This is a genomic window from Micromonospora sp. NPDC005979 (assembly GCF_040614415.1).
GTDB lineage: Bacteria > Actinomycetota > Actinomycetes > Mycobacteriales > Micromonosporaceae > Micromonospora.
Genome location: NZ_JBEXUR010000031.1, coordinates 21,720 through 35,412, shown reverse-complemented (window position 1 = coordinate 35,412; position 13,693 = coordinate 21,720). Strand labels below are relative to the sequence as shown.

Annotated in this window: 16 protein-coding genes; 8 read left to right on the top strand and 8 right to left on the bottom strand. The window is 73.4% G+C overall.

What is annotated here, in order from left to right:
• Window positions 1–397: 397 nt before the first annotated feature.
• From ABZ272_RS31415 to ABZ272_RS31400, 4 genes are all read left to right on the top strand, one after another.
• A complete protein-coding gene (locus ABZ272_RS31415) occupies window positions 398–1,030 on the top strand; it encodes a LysE family transporter (RefSeq protein ID WP_355053562.1) in 633 nt (210 codons plus the stop codon).
• 37 nt (window positions 1,031–1,067) lie between these two features.
• Window positions 1,068–1,727, top strand: a complete 660-nt coding sequence (locus ABZ272_RS31410) for an acVLRF1 family peptidyl-tRNA hydrolase (RefSeq protein ID WP_355053561.1) — start codon at window positions 1,068–1,070, stop codon at window positions 1,725–1,727.
• A 234-nt stretch (window positions 1,728–1,961) separates the two neighbouring features.
• The gene (locus ABZ272_RS31405) at window positions 1,962–2,261 is read left to right on the top strand and encodes a muconolactone Delta-isomerase family protein (protein ID WP_355053560.1); all 300 of its coding nucleotides are present in this window, start codon (window positions 1,962–1,964) and stop codon (window positions 2,259–2,261) included.
• Between the two features lie 2 nt (window positions 2,262–2,263).
• A complete protein-coding gene (locus ABZ272_RS31400; RefSeq protein ID WP_355053559.1) occupies window positions 2,264–2,629 on the top strand; it encodes a nuclear transport factor 2 family protein in 366 nt (121 codons plus the stop codon).
• A 60-nt stretch (window positions 2,630–2,689) separates the two neighbouring features.
• On the opposite strand, the gene ABZ272_RS31395 is transcribed toward ABZ272_RS31400, so the two are convergent.
• A complete protein-coding gene (locus tag ABZ272_RS31395) occupies window positions 2,690–3,607 on the bottom strand; it encodes a neutral zinc metallopeptidase (RefSeq protein ID WP_355053558.1) in 918 nt (305 codons plus the stop codon).
• Window positions 3,608–3,852: 245 nt separating this feature from the next.
• Here ABZ272_RS31395 and ABZ272_RS31390 point away from each other — a divergent pair, with 245 nt between their 5' ends.
• A complete protein-coding gene (locus ABZ272_RS31390) occupies window positions 3,853–5,457 on the top strand; it encodes an ABC-F family ATP-binding cassette domain-containing protein (RefSeq protein WP_355053557.1) in 1,605 nt (534 codons plus the stop codon).
• 75 nt (window positions 5,458–5,532) lie between these two features.
• Here the strand turns inward: ABZ272_RS31390 and ABZ272_RS31385 are convergent, their stop codons facing one another.
• Window positions 5,533–6,132 (bottom strand): cadmium resistance transporter, encoded by a 600-nt coding sequence (locus tag ABZ272_RS31385; RefSeq protein WP_355053556.1) that lies wholly within the window; start codon window positions 6,130–6,132, stop codon window positions 5,533–5,535.
• Window positions 6,133–6,332: 200 nt separating this feature from the next.
• Between ABZ272_RS31385 and ABZ272_RS31380 the strand changes: the two genes are divergently transcribed.
• From ABZ272_RS31380 to ABZ272_RS31370, 3 genes are all read left to right on the top strand, one after another.
• A complete protein-coding gene (locus tag ABZ272_RS31380; protein ID WP_007462679.1) occupies window positions 6,333–6,560 on the top strand; it encodes a helix-turn-helix domain-containing protein in 228 nt (75 codons plus the stop codon).
• A gap of 46 nt (window positions 6,561–6,606) precedes the next feature.
• Window positions 6,607–7,374 carry an enoyl-CoA hydratase/isomerase family protein gene (locus ABZ272_RS31375; protein WP_355053555.1) on the top strand — a complete coding sequence of 256 codons (768 nt, stop codon included), beginning with the start codon at window positions 6,607–6,609 and terminating at the stop codon, window positions 7,372–7,374.
• A 113-nt stretch (window positions 7,375–7,487) separates the two neighbouring features.
• Entirely contained in the window at window positions 7,488–9,464 is a 1,977-nt protein-coding gene (locus ABZ272_RS31370; protein WP_355053566.1) for an ABC transporter ATP-binding protein, read from the top strand.
• A gap of 108 nt (window positions 9,465–9,572) precedes the next feature.
• Here the strand turns inward: ABZ272_RS31370 and ABZ272_RS31365 are convergent, their stop codons facing one another.
• The 6 genes from ABZ272_RS31365 to ABZ272_RS31340 are packed head-to-tail and all read right to left on the bottom strand — an operon-like array spanning window position 9,573 to window position 13,598.
• The gene (locus tag ABZ272_RS31365) at window positions 9,573–9,839 is read right to left on the bottom strand and encodes a hypothetical protein (RefSeq protein ID WP_355053554.1); all 267 of its coding nucleotides are present in this window, start codon (window positions 9,837–9,839) and stop codon (window positions 9,573–9,575) included.
• Between the two features lie 22 nt (window positions 9,840–9,861).
• Window positions 9,862–10,548 (bottom strand): G/U mismatch-specific DNA glycosylase, encoded by a 687-nt coding sequence (gene mug / locus ABZ272_RS31360; protein WP_355053565.1) that lies wholly within the window; start codon window positions 10,546–10,548, stop codon window positions 9,862–9,864.
• A gap of 23 nt (window positions 10,549–10,571) precedes the next feature.
• The gene (locus ABZ272_RS31355) at window positions 10,572–11,333 is read right to left on the bottom strand and encodes an SDR family oxidoreductase (protein ID WP_355053553.1); all 762 of its coding nucleotides are present in this window, start codon (window positions 11,331–11,333) and stop codon (window positions 10,572–10,574) included.
• Window positions 11,318–11,866, bottom strand: coding sequence for a hypothetical protein (locus ABZ272_RS31350; protein ID WP_355053552.1), 549 nt, complete (start codon window positions 11,864–11,866; stop codon window positions 11,318–11,320). The genes ABZ272_RS31355 and ABZ272_RS31350 overlap by 16 nt, the downstream gene beginning before the upstream one ends.
• Entirely contained in the window at window positions 11,863–12,681 is an 819-nt protein-coding gene (locus ABZ272_RS31345; RefSeq protein ID WP_355053551.1) for a DUF692 domain-containing protein, read from the bottom strand. Before ABZ272_RS31345 ends, ABZ272_RS31350 begins: the two co-directional genes overlap by 4 nt.
• Complete coding sequence (locus ABZ272_RS31340) at window positions 12,678–13,598, bottom strand: TIGR04222 domain-containing membrane protein (protein WP_355053550.1); 921 nt, start codon at window positions 13,596–13,598, stop codon at window positions 12,678–12,680. Before ABZ272_RS31340 ends, ABZ272_RS31345 begins: the two co-directional genes overlap by 4 nt.
• Window positions 13,599–13,693 lie beyond the last annotated feature (95 nt).

Sequence of the window (13,693 nt, the reverse complement as noted above, 5' to 3'; positions counted from 1 at the left end):
GGCGCGGGGCGCGGGGCGCGGGGCGCGGGGCGCGGGGCGCGGGGCGCGGGGCGCGGGGCGCGGGGCGCGGGGCACGGGGCACGGGGCACGGGGCGCGGGGCGCGGGGCGCGGGGCGCGGGGCGCGGGGCGCGGGGCGCGGGGCGCGGACACGACGCCGATCTTGCGCTTTCTGTGCCGACTTATTTGGCAAAGGTGGACATCTCAGCGTCTGTAAGTGCAAGATCGGCGCGCGGATGCGACGGCGAGGCGGGGAAATCCGTTGCGGGCGACGGCTGCCGGCGCGCAGGATGCCGATGTGATCGAGGCGTACGCGATGCGGGTTCTGGTCCCTGCGACGACTGCCGGTCGTCGACAGCGGCCGGTGCCGGGGCGGGCCTCGATCCTGCGTCGACGGCCATGAGCGGGGCGTTCCTCGCCGGTCTGGTGGCCGGCTACGGCGTCGCCATCCCGGTCGGCGCGATCGCGATCCTCATCCTGGGGCTCAGTGCCCGTACCTCGTTCCGGGTCGGCGCGGCGGCGGCCCTCGCGGTGGCGACTGCCGACGGGCTCTACGCGGCGGTCGCCGCGCTGGGCGGCGCGAGCCTGGCCGGGGTCATCGCGCCGGCCGCCGGTCCGCTGCGGATGGCCGCCGCCGTGGTCCTGTTGGGGCTGGCCGCGCACGGGCTCTGGCGGACCTGGGTCGCCCACCGTTCCCGCCGGATGCCGGCGGCGCGGGGCGGTCGGGGCATGGAGACTCCGGGCCGTGCCTACGCGGCGCTGCTCGGATTGACCCTGCTGAACCCGACGACGGTGCTCTACTTCGTCGCGTTGGTCCTCGGTCGGCCGGAATCGGCCGACGCGGGAGCGGTGCCGGCGGCCCTGTTCGTGGCCGGAGTGTTCCTGGCGTCGGCGAGTTGGCAGCTGCTCATCGCCGGTGGCGGCACGGTGGTCGGTCGGGCGCTGACCGGCCCGCGCGGCCGGCTGGTCACGGGCCTGCTCTCCAGCGTCCTCATCGCCGCGCTGGCGGTAGCCGCGCTGCTGCCGGGCTGACGGCTCGAGCGCGCCGGCGGTGGCGTACGGTCGGGCGGTGACCAGTCGACCCGCCGCCGGGGGAGGCCGGTGGGTCGAGGTCGACCCGGCCCGCGTCGGCCGGTGGGTCGAGGGCTTCGCCGACCGGCACGGCCCGCCCACCACCACCGCACGGGAGTACGGGCTGCTGCTGACCGCCCCCGACGGCGCCACCGCCGAGTTGCACACGCCGCCCGGGTCGCCCACCAGGGATGACGTGGCCGCCTTCGTGGCCGCCGCCGGCACGCCGTACCGGATCGGTCTCCTGTTGGCGCGCAAGGGCGCGGTGGCGATCGGCGTGGCGCTCGGCGCCGAGCTGGTCGTCTCCAAGGTGGACACCCGGTACGTGCAGGGGCGCACCGCGGCGGGTGGGTGGTCGCAGCACCGGTTCGCCCGGCGGCGTGACAACCAGGCCAAGGCGGCGCTGGGCGACGCGGCGGACCTGGCCGTACGGCTGCTGCTGCCGGAGGCGGCGAAGCTGGCGGCCCTGGTCTGCGGCGGTGACCGGCGGGCCGTGGACACGGTGCTCGCGGACCGTCGGCTGGCCCCGCTCGTGCCGCTGCGGGCCGAACGGCTGCTTGACGTGCCGGAGCCTCGGCACGCGGTCCTGGTCGCGGCGGTGAGCGCGGCCCGGGCGGTACGGATCCGGTTGCGCGACCCCGCCCCGGCCGCGGACTGACCGCGTCTGGTCAGCGGCGACGCTGCGCGCCCGAACTGGCCGCATGTGGTCGGCGGCGACGCTACGCGCCCGGCCCCGAACTGGCGGCGTCTGGTCAGCGGCGATGCCCCGGTCCCGGATCACGGCGGCGGCGCTGCTCTCGGCTGGTTGCCCGGTCGAGCCGGAGCAGAGACGACCGCCACCCGAACGGGGGTTCGGGGCGTGGTGCGGCGCACATGGTCGGAGGATGGGCGCGTGGAGTTCCTGGTGGACATGGTGACGACGGTGCCCGACGGCACGTCGGAGGACGGGGTTGCCGAGATGCGTGCGCGTGAGGCGGCGCGTTCGGCCGAGTTGACGGCGCAGGGCAGTCTGCTGCGCCTGTGGCGGCCGCCGCTGGCGCCGGGGGAGTGGCGGACGTGGGGACTCTTCGAGGCCGCCGACGCGGACGAGTTGGAGTTGGTCCTCGCGTCGATGCCGCTGCGCGCCTGGCGGCGGGAGACCGTCACGCCGTTGACGCCGCACCCGAACGATCCCGGTCAGCCGAGGCGGTGACCGTGGCCGGTGACGAGGTGGAGATCCTGCGCGCGGTCCTGGACCGGTGGAGGTCGGCGGTCGACGCCCACGAGCCGGACCGCGTCGCGTCGGTCTTCGCGGATGACGCGATCTTCCAGGGCCTGCGCCCGTACGCCGTCGGCCGGGACGGCGTCGCGGCGTACTACGCGGCCCAGCCGCTGGGCCTGACCGCCGCGTACGAGATCCTTCAGGCCCGGCGACTCGCCGCCGACGTGGTCCTCGGCTATCTGGAGGTCGAGTTCGGCTTCACCGACCGGCCGGCGCTGACCGTGCACCTGGGCGTGGTCGTGCGGCGGGTCGGTGACGCCTGGCTGATCGGGCACTACCAGGTGTCCCGGCTCGACTGACCACCCAACGACAATCGCGGCAGGCCCGCTCGGCGGGCCTGCCGCGACCGCGTGGAGATGTCAGAGCTGGTTGGTGCCGAAGGTGTCGCAGGTCTTCGGGTCGCCGCTGTTGTAGCCCTGCTCGAACCACTTCTGCCGCTGGGCGGCGGTGCCGTGGGTGTACGAGCTCGGGTCGTTGCCCTGGCCGGACTTCTGCTGAATGGCGTCGTCGCCGATCGCGCCAGCGGTGTCCACCGCGTCCTGGATGTCCTGCTCGCTGATCGACTTGAAGATCGCCTTGTCGTTCTTCGACTTGGTCTCGGTGGCGTGGTTGGCCCAGGCGCCCGCGAAGCAGTCCGCCTGCAACTCCAGCCGGACCGAGCCGGAGGTGGGCCCGGCCTTGCCGTCCTGCGCCTTGGCCTCGGTGCCGAGCAGGTCCTGCACGTGGTGGCCGTACTCGTGCGCGAGAACGTACGGCTGGGGGAACTCGCCGGTGACGCCGAACTCCGACTTGAGCGTGTCGTAGAAGGTCAGGTCGATGTAGACATGCTTGTCCGCCGGGCAGTAGAACGGGCCGACACCCGAGTCGGCCTGACCGCAGCCGGTGTTCACGCTGTTGCTGAAGAACCGGGTGGTGGCCGGCTGGTACTGGTCGCCGAACGCCTTCGGCATGGCGTCCTTCCAGTAAGCCTGGATGGAATTGATGAAGAGGGTGTTGCGGCAGTCCTCGGTCTTGGTCGCGCTCGCGGAGCACTCGGCGTCCAGGCTCGAGTTGTCGGCTGGCTGGTCGCTGCCGCCTCCGCCGCCGAGCTGGCTGAGCCCGAACCCGCCACCGGCCAACGCCAGCACGACGGCGATGATGATGCCGATCAGGCCGCCGCCCCGGCCGCCGCCCCCGGGGATCGGGATCCCGAGGCCTCCGCCCCCGCCGCCTCCGCCGGATCCACGCATGTCCTCTACCTGACTGGTGTCGACCTGCGCGTTCTCGTTCAGCTCCATGATGACCTCGATCGCGTGAAATGTCCTGTGATAGGCCGTCAGCGCCGGACGGGGTCCGGACAGGCGTTCCGGTACCCGATGATCTTGATTGGTAATCCGAGCGGGTCGTACGTGAGCGCCCGGTACACTTGTCGCCGTGCCGCGCTGCGAAGGCTGAACCGCCCCGCGCCGACGGGCCCACCGCCCGCCGGCGCTTTCGCGTGCCCTGAGTCAGCCTTCCAGACCCCGAGAGCGAGTCCTACGAGATGATCACTGCCACCGGCCTGGAGCTGCGTGCCGGCTCCCGGATCCTGCTGTCCGACACCACCCTGCGCGTGCAGCCCGGTGACCGGATCGGCCTGGTCGGCCGCAACGGCGCCGGCAAGACCACCACCCTCAAGGTGCTCGCCGGTGAGGGCCAGCCGTACGGCGGCCAGATCGACCAGCGCAGCGCCATCGGCTACCTCCCGCAGGACCCCCGCACCGGCGACCTGGAGGTCACCGGCCGCGACCGGGTGCTCTCCGCCCGCGGTCTCGATGTGCTGATGGCCCAGATGAAGGAGGTCGAGGAGCGCCTCGCCGAGGACGCCAACGAGAAGCTGGTCCGCCGCTACGGCGCGCTGGAGGACCAGTTCGCCGCCCTGGGTGGGTACGCCGCCGAGGCCGAGGCCGCCCGGATCTGCGCCAACCTCGGGCTGCCGGACCGCGCGCTCGCCCAGACCATCGGCACCCTCTCCGGCGGTCAGCGTCGGCGCATCGAGCTGGCCCGGATCCTGTTCCGGGACGCCGGTGAGAACGGCGGCGGCATCCTGCTGCTCGACGAGCCGACGAACCACCTCGACGCCGACTCGATCACCTGGCTGCGTGGCTTCCTCGCCAACCACAAGGGCGGGCTCATCGTGATCTCCCACGACGGCGCGCTGCTGGAGTCGGTGGTCAACAAGGTCTGGTTCCTCGACGCCACCCGCTCGGTGATCGACGTCTACAACCTGGGCTGGAAGGCGTACCTGGAGGCCCGCGAGACCGACGAGCGACGTCGCCGCCGCGAGCGGGCCAACGCCGAGAAGAAGGCCGGCGCGCTGATGGCGCAGGCCGACAAGATGCGGGCCAAGGCCACCAAGACCGTCGCCGCGCAGAACATGGCCCGCCGGGCCGAGAAGCTGATCTCGGGCCTGGAGGAGGTACGCGTCGCCGACCGGGTCGCCAAGGTCCGCTTCCCCAGCCCCGCCCCGTGCGGCAAGACGCCGCTCACCGCGACCGGCCTGTCCAAGTCGTACGGCTCGTTGGAGATCTTCACCGACGTCAACGTGGCGGTGGACCGGGGTTCCCGGGTGGCCATCCTCGGCCTCAACGGCGCGGGCAAGACGACGCTGCTGCGGATGCTCGGCGGGCTGCTCAGCCCGGACACCGGCGAGGTGCACGCGGGGCACGGCCTGCGGTTGGGCTACTACGCGCAGGAGCACGAGACGCTGGACGTGGAGCGGACGGTGCTGGAGAACATGCGCGCCGCCGCGATCGAGCAGTCCGACACGGACCTGCGCAAGATCCTCGGCGCGTTCCTGTTCTCCGGCGACGACGTGAACAAGCCGGCCGGGGTGCTCTCCGGTGGCGAGAAGACCCGGCTGGCCCTCTCCACGCTGGTCTGTTCAGGCGCCAACGTGCTGCTGCTGGACGAGCCGACCAACAACCTCGACCCGGTCAGCCGCGAGCAGGTGCTCGACGCGATCGCCAACTACCCGGGCGCGATCGTGCTGGTCACGCACGACCCCGGCGCGGTCCTCGCGCTCAAGCCGGACCGCGCGATCCTGCTGCCCGACGGCGACGAGGACGCCTGGAGCGACGACCTCCTCGAACTGGTCGAGCTGGCCTGACCGCTGCGCCGGGCGGTCCGGCGCCCGGACCGCCCGGTTCCCGCCCAGCAGGTCGACCAGCCGGACCGCCGGGTCTCAGCCCAGCAGGTCGACCAGCCGGCCCAGCACGCCGGAGCTGACCAGGATCACCACACCGATGCCGATGAAGATCGCCGGTACCAGCCAGTGCCCGGCACGCTCCACCAAGGCGACCACCCGCCGGTGGCCGCCCAGCCAGGCCGCGGCGGCGCACCACAGGCCGATCAGCACCACGAAGATCAGCAGGAACACCGCGCTGTCGCCGGGGCCGAGGGCCCGGAACACGGGTACGTAGACGGCCACGTTGTCGGCCCCGTTGGCGATCGTCACCCCGGCCACGCCGAGCGTGCCGGTGACCACGGCGGCGGGTTCGTCGTCGTCCCGGTGCCACAGCGCGCGGACGCCCAGCGCGATCGGCAGCAGGCCGAGCAGCCCGGTCCACGGTTCCGGCACGACCAGCAACCCGGCGGCGACCACCGCGCTGGCCAGCGCGAGCGCGCCGATGCCCAGATATTGGCCGGCAACGATCTGTGCGGTACGCGGGCGTCCGGTGGTGCGGGCCGCGACGAAGAACAGCGTGAGGATGACGATGTCGTCGATGTCGGTGGCGGCGAAGACGACGGCCGCGCCGGCTGCGGTGCCGAACAGGTCGAACACGCCCGGGAGCGTACGGGTGGAGGTGTCACCGCGCCGGAGTGGCCCACTCCAGACGTTTCGCGAGGATCACTCTATCGGGAACCTGACATTGCATAGCGTGTCGGTTGGCGAAGAGTTGATATCTGGCGCATGATCGTCCGAGGCGGTCTAATAGGTGGGACCGTATCCGAACCGCACAGTCTGGGACGTGAGGACACAGCATGGCAGCCACTGGCACAGCCACCAGCACTGAGAAGGGTCGCCGGATCGTCGGAGCCGAGCGTCAGACGCTCGCCAAGGACCTGGTAAAGCGGTACACCTCGGGGGAGAGCATCCGCGCGCTGGCGGCCTCGACCGGCCGTTCCTACGGGTTCATCCACCGAGTGCTCACCGAGTCCGGGGTTCAGCTGCGTCAGCGCGGCGGTGCCCGGCGCCGCAAGAAGGCGTGACCCGCCACTTAGCGTCGTTGACCAACGCCGCTCCCCGGGCAGTCCGGTGACCACCGAGGCGACCGGGGTTCGGCTGACCTGCGACGGGCCGGTCGCCACGGTGACGTTGTGCCGGCCCGACGTGCTCAATGCCCAGACGCCGGCCATGTGGCGCGCGATGAGCGAATTCTCGCGCGACCTGCCCGGTGACGTACGGGTGGTGGTGGTCCGGGGCGAAGGGCGTGCGTTCTCCGCCGGCCTCGACCTCGCGGTCGCCGGTGCGTCCGGCCCGGGGTCGTTCGCCGAGCTGGCCACGCTGCCGGAGGGCGAGTGCGCCGACCGGATCGCCGAGTTCCAGGGCGGCTTCACCTGGCTGCACCGGCCGGACGTCATCTCCGTGGCGGCGGTGCAGGGGCACGCGATCGGTGCCGGTTTCCAGCTCGCCCTCGCCTGCGACCTGCGGGTCCTCGCCGCCGACGCGAGGTTCTCGATGGCCGAGGTGACGCTCGGGCTGGTGCCCGACCTGGCCGGCACGAAGCGTCTCGTGGAGCTCGTCGGCTACTCCCGGGCGCTGGAGATCTGCGCCACGGGCCGCCGGCTGGACGCCGCCGAGGCCGACCGGATCGGGCTGGCCACTCTCGTCGTACCCCCGGCGGAGCTGGACGACGCGGTCCGTGACCTCACGGCGGGCCTGTTGGCCGGCCCGCGCGACGCGGTGGTGGAGATCAAGGCGCTGCTCGCCGGCGCGGCCGGGCGGTCGCACGCCGACCAGCAGCGGGCCGAGCGCGAGGCGCAGACCCGCCGCCTGCGCGATCTCGCCGGCCGGGGCGAATAGTAAGGACCGCGCGGGAAGATCCGGGTTACGAGCGAGGTTGTCACACCTGTCGGGAGAATTGACCCGACAGCGCGGTCCGCCCGACGACCCGGAGGTGAGTGGTGTCCAGCCCGATGTCCGGCGGTGGCATGGCCGGGTGGAGCATGCTCCGGTCGATGCGCAACCGCGACGAAGTCTCCACCCACCGGCTCAAGAGCGGGGTGGCCCGCCGCATCGTCGCCTTCGCCCAGCCCTACCGTCGCGACATCGTCGTCTTCCTGGCCACGGTCGTGCTCGCCGCCATCATCGGCGTCGCCACGCCGGTGCTCGCCGGTGACGTCATCAACGCGATCAACCGGGGCGGCACCGAGGCCGGTCGGCTCGTCATCCGGTTGGCCCTGTTCATCGCCGGGCTGGCGGTCGCCGACGCGCTGCTGTCCCTGGCCCAGCGGTGGTATTCCGCCCGCATCGGCGAGGGCATCATCCTCGACCTGCGCACCCGCGTGTACGATCACGTGCAGCGGATGCCGTTGCAGTTCTTCACCCGCACCCAGACCGGCGCGCTGGTCAGCCGGCTCAACAACGACGTGCTCGGCGCCCAGCGCGCGTTCACCTCCACCCTGTCCGGCGTGGTCAGCAACGTCATCCAACTCGTGCTCACCGCCGCGGTGATGTTCACCCTCTCCTGGCAGATCACCGCGCTCTCGCTGGTGCTGCTGCCGATCTTCATCATCCCGGCCCGCCGGGTCGGTCGGCGGCTGGCCGACATCACGCGCGAGGCGTACAACCTCGACGCCAAGATGAACGCGACCATGACCGAGCGGTTCGGGGTGGCCGGCGCGCTGCTCGTGAAACTCTTCGGCCAACCCGACATCGAGGCCCGCCGGTTCGCCGGCCGCGCCGAGCGGGTCCGCGACATCGGGATCCAGTCCGCCATGTACTCGCGGACGTTCTTCGTGGCGATGCTCCTGGTCGCCTCGCTGGCGCAGGCGCTCACCTACGGTCTCGGCGGCTGGCTCGCCGTCACCGGCGGCGTCAGCGCCGGCACCGTCGTGACCCTCGCGCTGCTGCTCACCCGCCTGTACGGGCCGCTCACCGCGCTCTCCAACGTCCGGGTGGACGTGATGAGCGCGCTGGTCTCCTTCGATCGGGTCTTCGAGGTGCTCGACCTCCAGCCCGGCATCGTGGAGAAGCCCGACGCCGTCCCGGTGCCCCGGGGCGCCGGCCGGGTCGACTTCCGCGACGTGCGCTTCCGCTATCCCAGCGCGGCCGAGATCTCCCTCGCCTCGCTGGAGGAGGTCGCCACCCTCGACCGCACCGTCAACGAGCCGGTGCTCAAGGGCGTCTCGTTCAGCGTCGAGCCCGGGCAGATGGTCGCCCTGGTCGGGCCGTCAGGCGCGGGCAAGTCGACACTGTCGATGCTCATCTCCCGGATCTACGACGTCACCGATGGCCAGGTCCTGGTCGGCGGGGTGGACGTGCGCGACGCGACGCTCGCCTCCCTGCGCGACGAGATCGGCGTGGTCACCCAGGATTCGCACCTGTTCCACGAGACCATCGCCGAGAACCTGCGCTACGCCAAGCCCGACGCCACCGACGACGAGATCTGGGCCGCGCTCGCCGGCGCCCAGGTGGCCGACCTGGTCCGGTCGCTGCCCGACGGTCTGGACACGACGGTGGGGGAGCGCGGCTACCGCTTCTCCGGCGGCGAGAAGCAGCGCATCGCCATCGCCCGACTGCTGCTCAAGGCCCCGTCGATCGTCATCCTCGACGAGGCGACCGCACACCTCGACTCGGAGAGCGAGGCCGCGGTGCAGCGCGCGCTGTCGGTGGCGCTGGCCGGACGTACCGCCCTGGTTATCGCCCACCGACTCTCCACCGTCCGGGACGCCGACCAGATCCTCGTGCTCGACGGCGGTCGGATCGTCGAGCGGGGCCGGCACGACGAGCTGGTCGCCGTCGGCGGGCTCTACGCCGAGCTGTACCGCACCCAGTTCGCGGTCGCCGACTCGCCCCGCCCCTTCGTGGACGCGACCGGCCCCGAGCCGGTGGTCATGCCCCTGGGCACGTACGTCGCCGACGAGGCGATGCCGCCCGCCGCCGCCAACTGACCCGTCAGTCGGTTGATCGACCCGGGTTGCGGTAAGTCGCGGTCTCCCGTCCGCTTCGAAAGCCCGACTTCCACGACGTCGAGTCGATCAACAGGCGGACTGGTCGCACTACGGAGTGCCGCCGGAGTCGCTCGTCGAGGCCGCGTCGAAGGTCAGGTTCTGGTCACCGCCGCCGCCCTTGCCGCGAAGACTGCCCCGGCGTCGTGTACGGGTTTCCCGTGCGCTCTGGCGGATCGCCTTGCGCGCGGAATCCAGCCCCGCCTGCCGGCCGTCCATCCGAGCAACCCTGCGTCGACGCCGTAGTGCCACGACGACGACCAACGCGAGAACGACGAGCAGGGACAGAGCGAGCAACGCCGCGCGAAAGCCGGCCATGGGCGCAGAGTAGCGGTATCAATCAATGAGGAGACTCGTCCCCCCTAGTGGTCGTGCGGTGACCACCCACGGTCCGGTCATGCCGATCTGGAGCTGCGGCGGCTGCGGTCTCCCGTGGCCCTGCTCGACTCGCAAGGGCGAGCCGCAGTTCGGCGAACGCCGCGCCCAACGTCACCGGCGTGAAGTGGGCGTTCAGGCCGCTCGGGTTGGGTAGCACCCAGAGCCGGGAGCCGGCCAGCGACTCCGGCTGCGGGCCGAAGGTGGCCTTTGGTCGTTGGAAACCGATCCGGTACGCGGTCACCCCCACCACGGCCACCCACCGCGGCCGGTACCGGGCCACCTTGTCGGTCAGGATCGCCGCGCCGTCGAGGAGTTCCTGAGGGCTCAGCTCGTCGGCGCGGGCGCTGGCCCGGGCGGCCATGTTGGTGATGCCGAGCCCGAGCGCCGGCAGATCGTCCTGCTCGCTCGGGTGCAGCAGGCGGGGAGTGAATCCGCCCAGGTGCAGCGCTGGCCAGAACCGGTTACCGGGCCGGGCGAAGTGCCAGCCGGTGGCCGCCGACCAGAGGCCGGGATTGATGCCGACGAAGAGCACCGCCAGCCCCGGCGCGAGCACGTCGGGAATGGTCCGGTCCGCAGCCGCCGCCAGCTCCGCCCGGGTGGGCCGGGGATGCGTGGCACCCGGGCCGGAGCGGCCGAGCGCCGACGGCACATCGCCGCCGCGGCCGCCCGTTGTCACAGGCCCCGCAGCGCGCCGCCGTCGACCGGCACGGTGAGGCCGGTCAGGTAACTCGCGGCGGGGGAGAGCACGAAGGCGGCCACCCGACCGAACTCGGCCGGGTCGCCGAGGCGTCGTAGCGGGATGAGGGCCTGCGCCTCGGCGCGGGCGCGCTCCGGGTCGCCGGTCGCGGCGAACAGCTCCCGGTTGCGGTCGGTCATGATCCGGCCGGGCAGCAGGCCGACGACGCGTACGCCGCGCGGGCCGTAGTCGTCGGCGATGTCCTTGGCGACGCCGACGAGGCCGGGCCGCAGGCCGTTGGAGATGCCGAGGCCGGGCACCGGCCCACGGGCCGACGTGGACAGCACCAGCCCGATCGCGCCCCCGTCGGGCAGGGCCCCGGCGACGGTGCGCGCGGTGCGGACGGTGCCGAGGAAGACGGTCTCGAAGGAGTTCCGCCACTGCTCGTCGGTGATCGACGCGGCGTTGCCGGCGGGCGGGCCGCCGACCGAGATCAGCGCGCCGTCGAGCCGGCCGAAGTGGGTGCGGGCCGCCGCGACGAGCCGCTCCGGGGTCTGCGGGTCGGTCAGGTCCGCGGCGACGCCAACCGCCTTGCCCGGACCGCCCAGCTGCTCGGCGGCGGCGGCCACCGCGTCCGCGTCCCGCGCCGAGAGCACCACCCGGGCACCGTCGGCGACCAGGCACTGCGCCGTCGCGTAACCCAGGCCGCGGGAGGCACCGGTCAGTACGTACACGCGGTCGGTCAGTCCGAGATCCATAACGCCGATCCTGCCCGATCCGGAGCGTCCCCGCCAACGTCGGCGGCGGGGCGCAGCAGCCGTACCCGACCGGCGACCTGCACCGCGACGGCGCCGCCGGCGCGGGTCATGGCTGGCAGTCGGCGCGGACGTGGCGCATTGCGCCCGTCGTAGCGCAGGGTCGCCTCCCGGACCGCCAGCTCCTCCGCGCCCGACGGCGGCAGCGTCGCCCGCCCGCGCAGGGTCCGGGCCAGATCCCAGCCGTCGCGCAGCGAGCCCGCCGTGGGGCGGTCGGCGGCCCAGTCGGCGAAGGTCGCGGGCCACGCGGCGCCGAGGCCGGCGGCGAGCCCTGGCCAGTGCCGGGCCACCTCGTCGGCGCGCTTGTTCAGCAGCGCCGCCCGGGCGGCGGCCAGCGGCCCCACCGCGAATCCGGCCGGCGACGGACCTCCGGCGACCAGCGCCGCGACCAGTTCCGCCTGCCGCGCGGCCAGGCCGGGGCGGGGCTGGGGCGGCTCGTGCGTGCCCGCGGAGTCGCCCGTGACAGCGCCGGTCATGTCACGGCCGGGAAGCCGGACGCCGCGGCCAGGGCATCCAGTTCGGCGCGCAGCTCGGCGGCCGGCGGGTACCCGCCGTCGCGCTCCAGCAGCAGCGCCGGCGGCCGTCGCCGGGCACAGAGCGCGCCGACCAGCTCCAGCACCTCCGGCGGCATGGGATGGGTGTGCGTGTCGTGGTAGAAGCCGCCGCGTTCGGCCCCGCCGGCCACGTGCACGTAGCCGACCCGGTCCAGTGGCAGCCGGTCGAGCAGCGCGAGCGGGTCGGTGCCCCGGTTGCGGGCGTTGGCGTGCACGTTGGCGACGTCCAGCAGCAGCAGCGCGCCGGTGCGGTCCAGGATCTCGGTGAGGAAGTCCGCCTCGTCCAGCTCGTCGTCGGGCCAGTCGAAGAGGGCGGCGATCGGTTCCAGCGCGATCGGCACCGGCAGCTCGGCCTGCGCGCGGGCCACGTTCGCGCAGACCGCGTCGACCGCCTCCCGGCTGCGGGGGAGCGGCAGCAGGTGCCCGGCCTCCAGCCCGCCGGCCCGCACGAACGCGATGTGCTCGCTGACCAGCGGGGCGTCCACCCGCCGCGCGACGGCGGCCAGGTGGGCGACGCGGGCCGGGTCGACCGGTTCGGCGCCGCCGAGGGAGAGCCGCACCCCATGGGGTACGACTGTCACGCCGCGCTCGCGCAGCCGCGTCAGCCCGACCGGGAGGGGCCCGGTCGACGCCACCGACTCGGCAACCACCTCGACGAAGCGCAACCCGGGCAGCTCGGCCACGAAACCGGCGATCTCGGGGCGCCAGCCGATGCCGACGCCGTACGGGCCGGTCATCCGCCGCACCCACCGCCGCCGCACCCACCGCCTCCACCGCAGGAGCTGCCACCGCCGCAGGAGCTGCCGGTCGTACCCGACGAACCGGTGCCGGCACCCGACGACCAGCCGCTGCTGGCGATGGCCTGGCGCTGGATCTCGGCCTGCGCGGCGAAGCCTGGGTCGATGGCCCACAGCGACGCCGTGCCGTACAGCGCCACACCCATCGCCGCGCCGGCCGCGCCGTAGGTGGCGTACGCGGGGGACGAATCGGGGGCGAGGTGGTGGTGTCGGACGCGGAGGTCGCGCAGCGCGCTGCGCCCGGCCCGCGTGGCCTGGGGCACCCGCCAGAGCAGCAGCACCGCCACCGCCACACCGACGAGGGTGAGCAGCAGAAAGCCCACTGGCCGCCCGTTGGCCAGGCCGGCGAACAGCCGTACGACGCCGAACACCAGCAGGGCGGCGAGGAGGAGCCGCCACTGTTGTGCGGTGACCCGCCGCGCCGGGTTCACCCGCAGTCCGCGCCCTACGAGGCTGGCGCCGAGCTGGTCGAGCGCGGCGGCCACCCGCTCGTCCTGGGCCAGGTCCCGGGCTCGGACGCCCTGGTGGGCGGCCCAGTGGATCGCCTGCTCCAGCGGGGTGAGCCCGGTCGGGGCCGGGCCGGTGGTGCGCAGGCGACGATCCGGGCCGACGTCGATCGCGCCGCTGCTGCGCAGACCGCCCAGCGCGGCGTGCACCGCGAGGGCCGGCCCACCGTTGAGATAGGCGACCTCCGGGGGGCCGAGTGGCTCGGCGACGAGGGGTTCCGCGCCGGTGGTGAGGCGTACCCGGTGCAGCACCGCGACGGCGGCGACCACGACGGCCACCACGAGGTAGAGCCGCAGGAAGGTCGGGCCGGGGATGCCCCAGGTGTCGCCCGAGGCGGCGTGGACGATCATCGGCTGCTCCTGTCGCCGGAGGGGTCGGCGGCCCCATTGTGGAGCACCGACGCCATCCGGCTCGGCCGGGGCTGCCGCGCCGTCGCCGGCCCGCC

Excerpts from the sequence above, each read along its gene's own strand:
- ABZ272_RS31415 (WP_355053562.1), top strand. The coding sequence starts at position 398 with ATGAGCGGGGCGTTCCTCGCCGGTCTGGTGGCCGGCTACGGCGTCGCC.
- ABZ272_RS31395 (WP_355053558.1), bottom strand. The coding sequence starts at position 3,607 with ATGGAGCTGAACGAGAACGCGCAGGTCGACACCAGTCAGGTAGAGGAC.
- ABZ272_RS31390 (WP_355053557.1), top strand. The coding sequence starts at position 3,853 with ATGATCACTGCCACCGGCCTGGAGCTGCGTGCCGGCTCCCGGATCCTG.
- ABZ272_RS31380 (WP_007462679.1), top strand. The coding sequence starts at position 6,333 with ATGGCAGCCACTGGCACAGCCACCAGCACTGAGAAGGGTCGCCGGATC.
- ABZ272_RS31370 (WP_355053566.1), top strand. The coding sequence starts at position 7,488 with ATGTCCGGCGGTGGCATGGCCGGGTGGAGCATGCTCCGGTCGATGCGC.
- ABZ272_RS31365 (WP_355053554.1), bottom strand. The coding sequence starts at position 9,839 with ATGGCCGGCTTTCGCGCGGCGTTGCTCGCTCTGTCCCTGCTCGTCGTT.
- ABZ272_RS31355 (WP_355053553.1), bottom strand. The coding sequence starts at position 11,333 with ATGGATCTCGGACTGACCGACCGCGTGTACGTACTGACCGGTGCCTCC.
- ABZ272_RS31350 (WP_355053552.1), bottom strand. The coding sequence starts at position 11,866 with ATGACCGGCGCTGTCACGGGCGACTCCGCGGGCACGCACGAGCCGCCC.
- ABZ272_RS31345 (WP_355053551.1), bottom strand. The coding sequence starts at position 12,681 with ATGACCGGCCCGTACGGCGTCGGCATCGGCTGGCGCCCCGAGATCGCC.
- ABZ272_RS31340 (WP_355053550.1), bottom strand. The coding sequence starts at position 13,598 with ATGATCGTCCACGCCGCCTCGGGCGACACCTGGGGCATCCCCGGCCCG.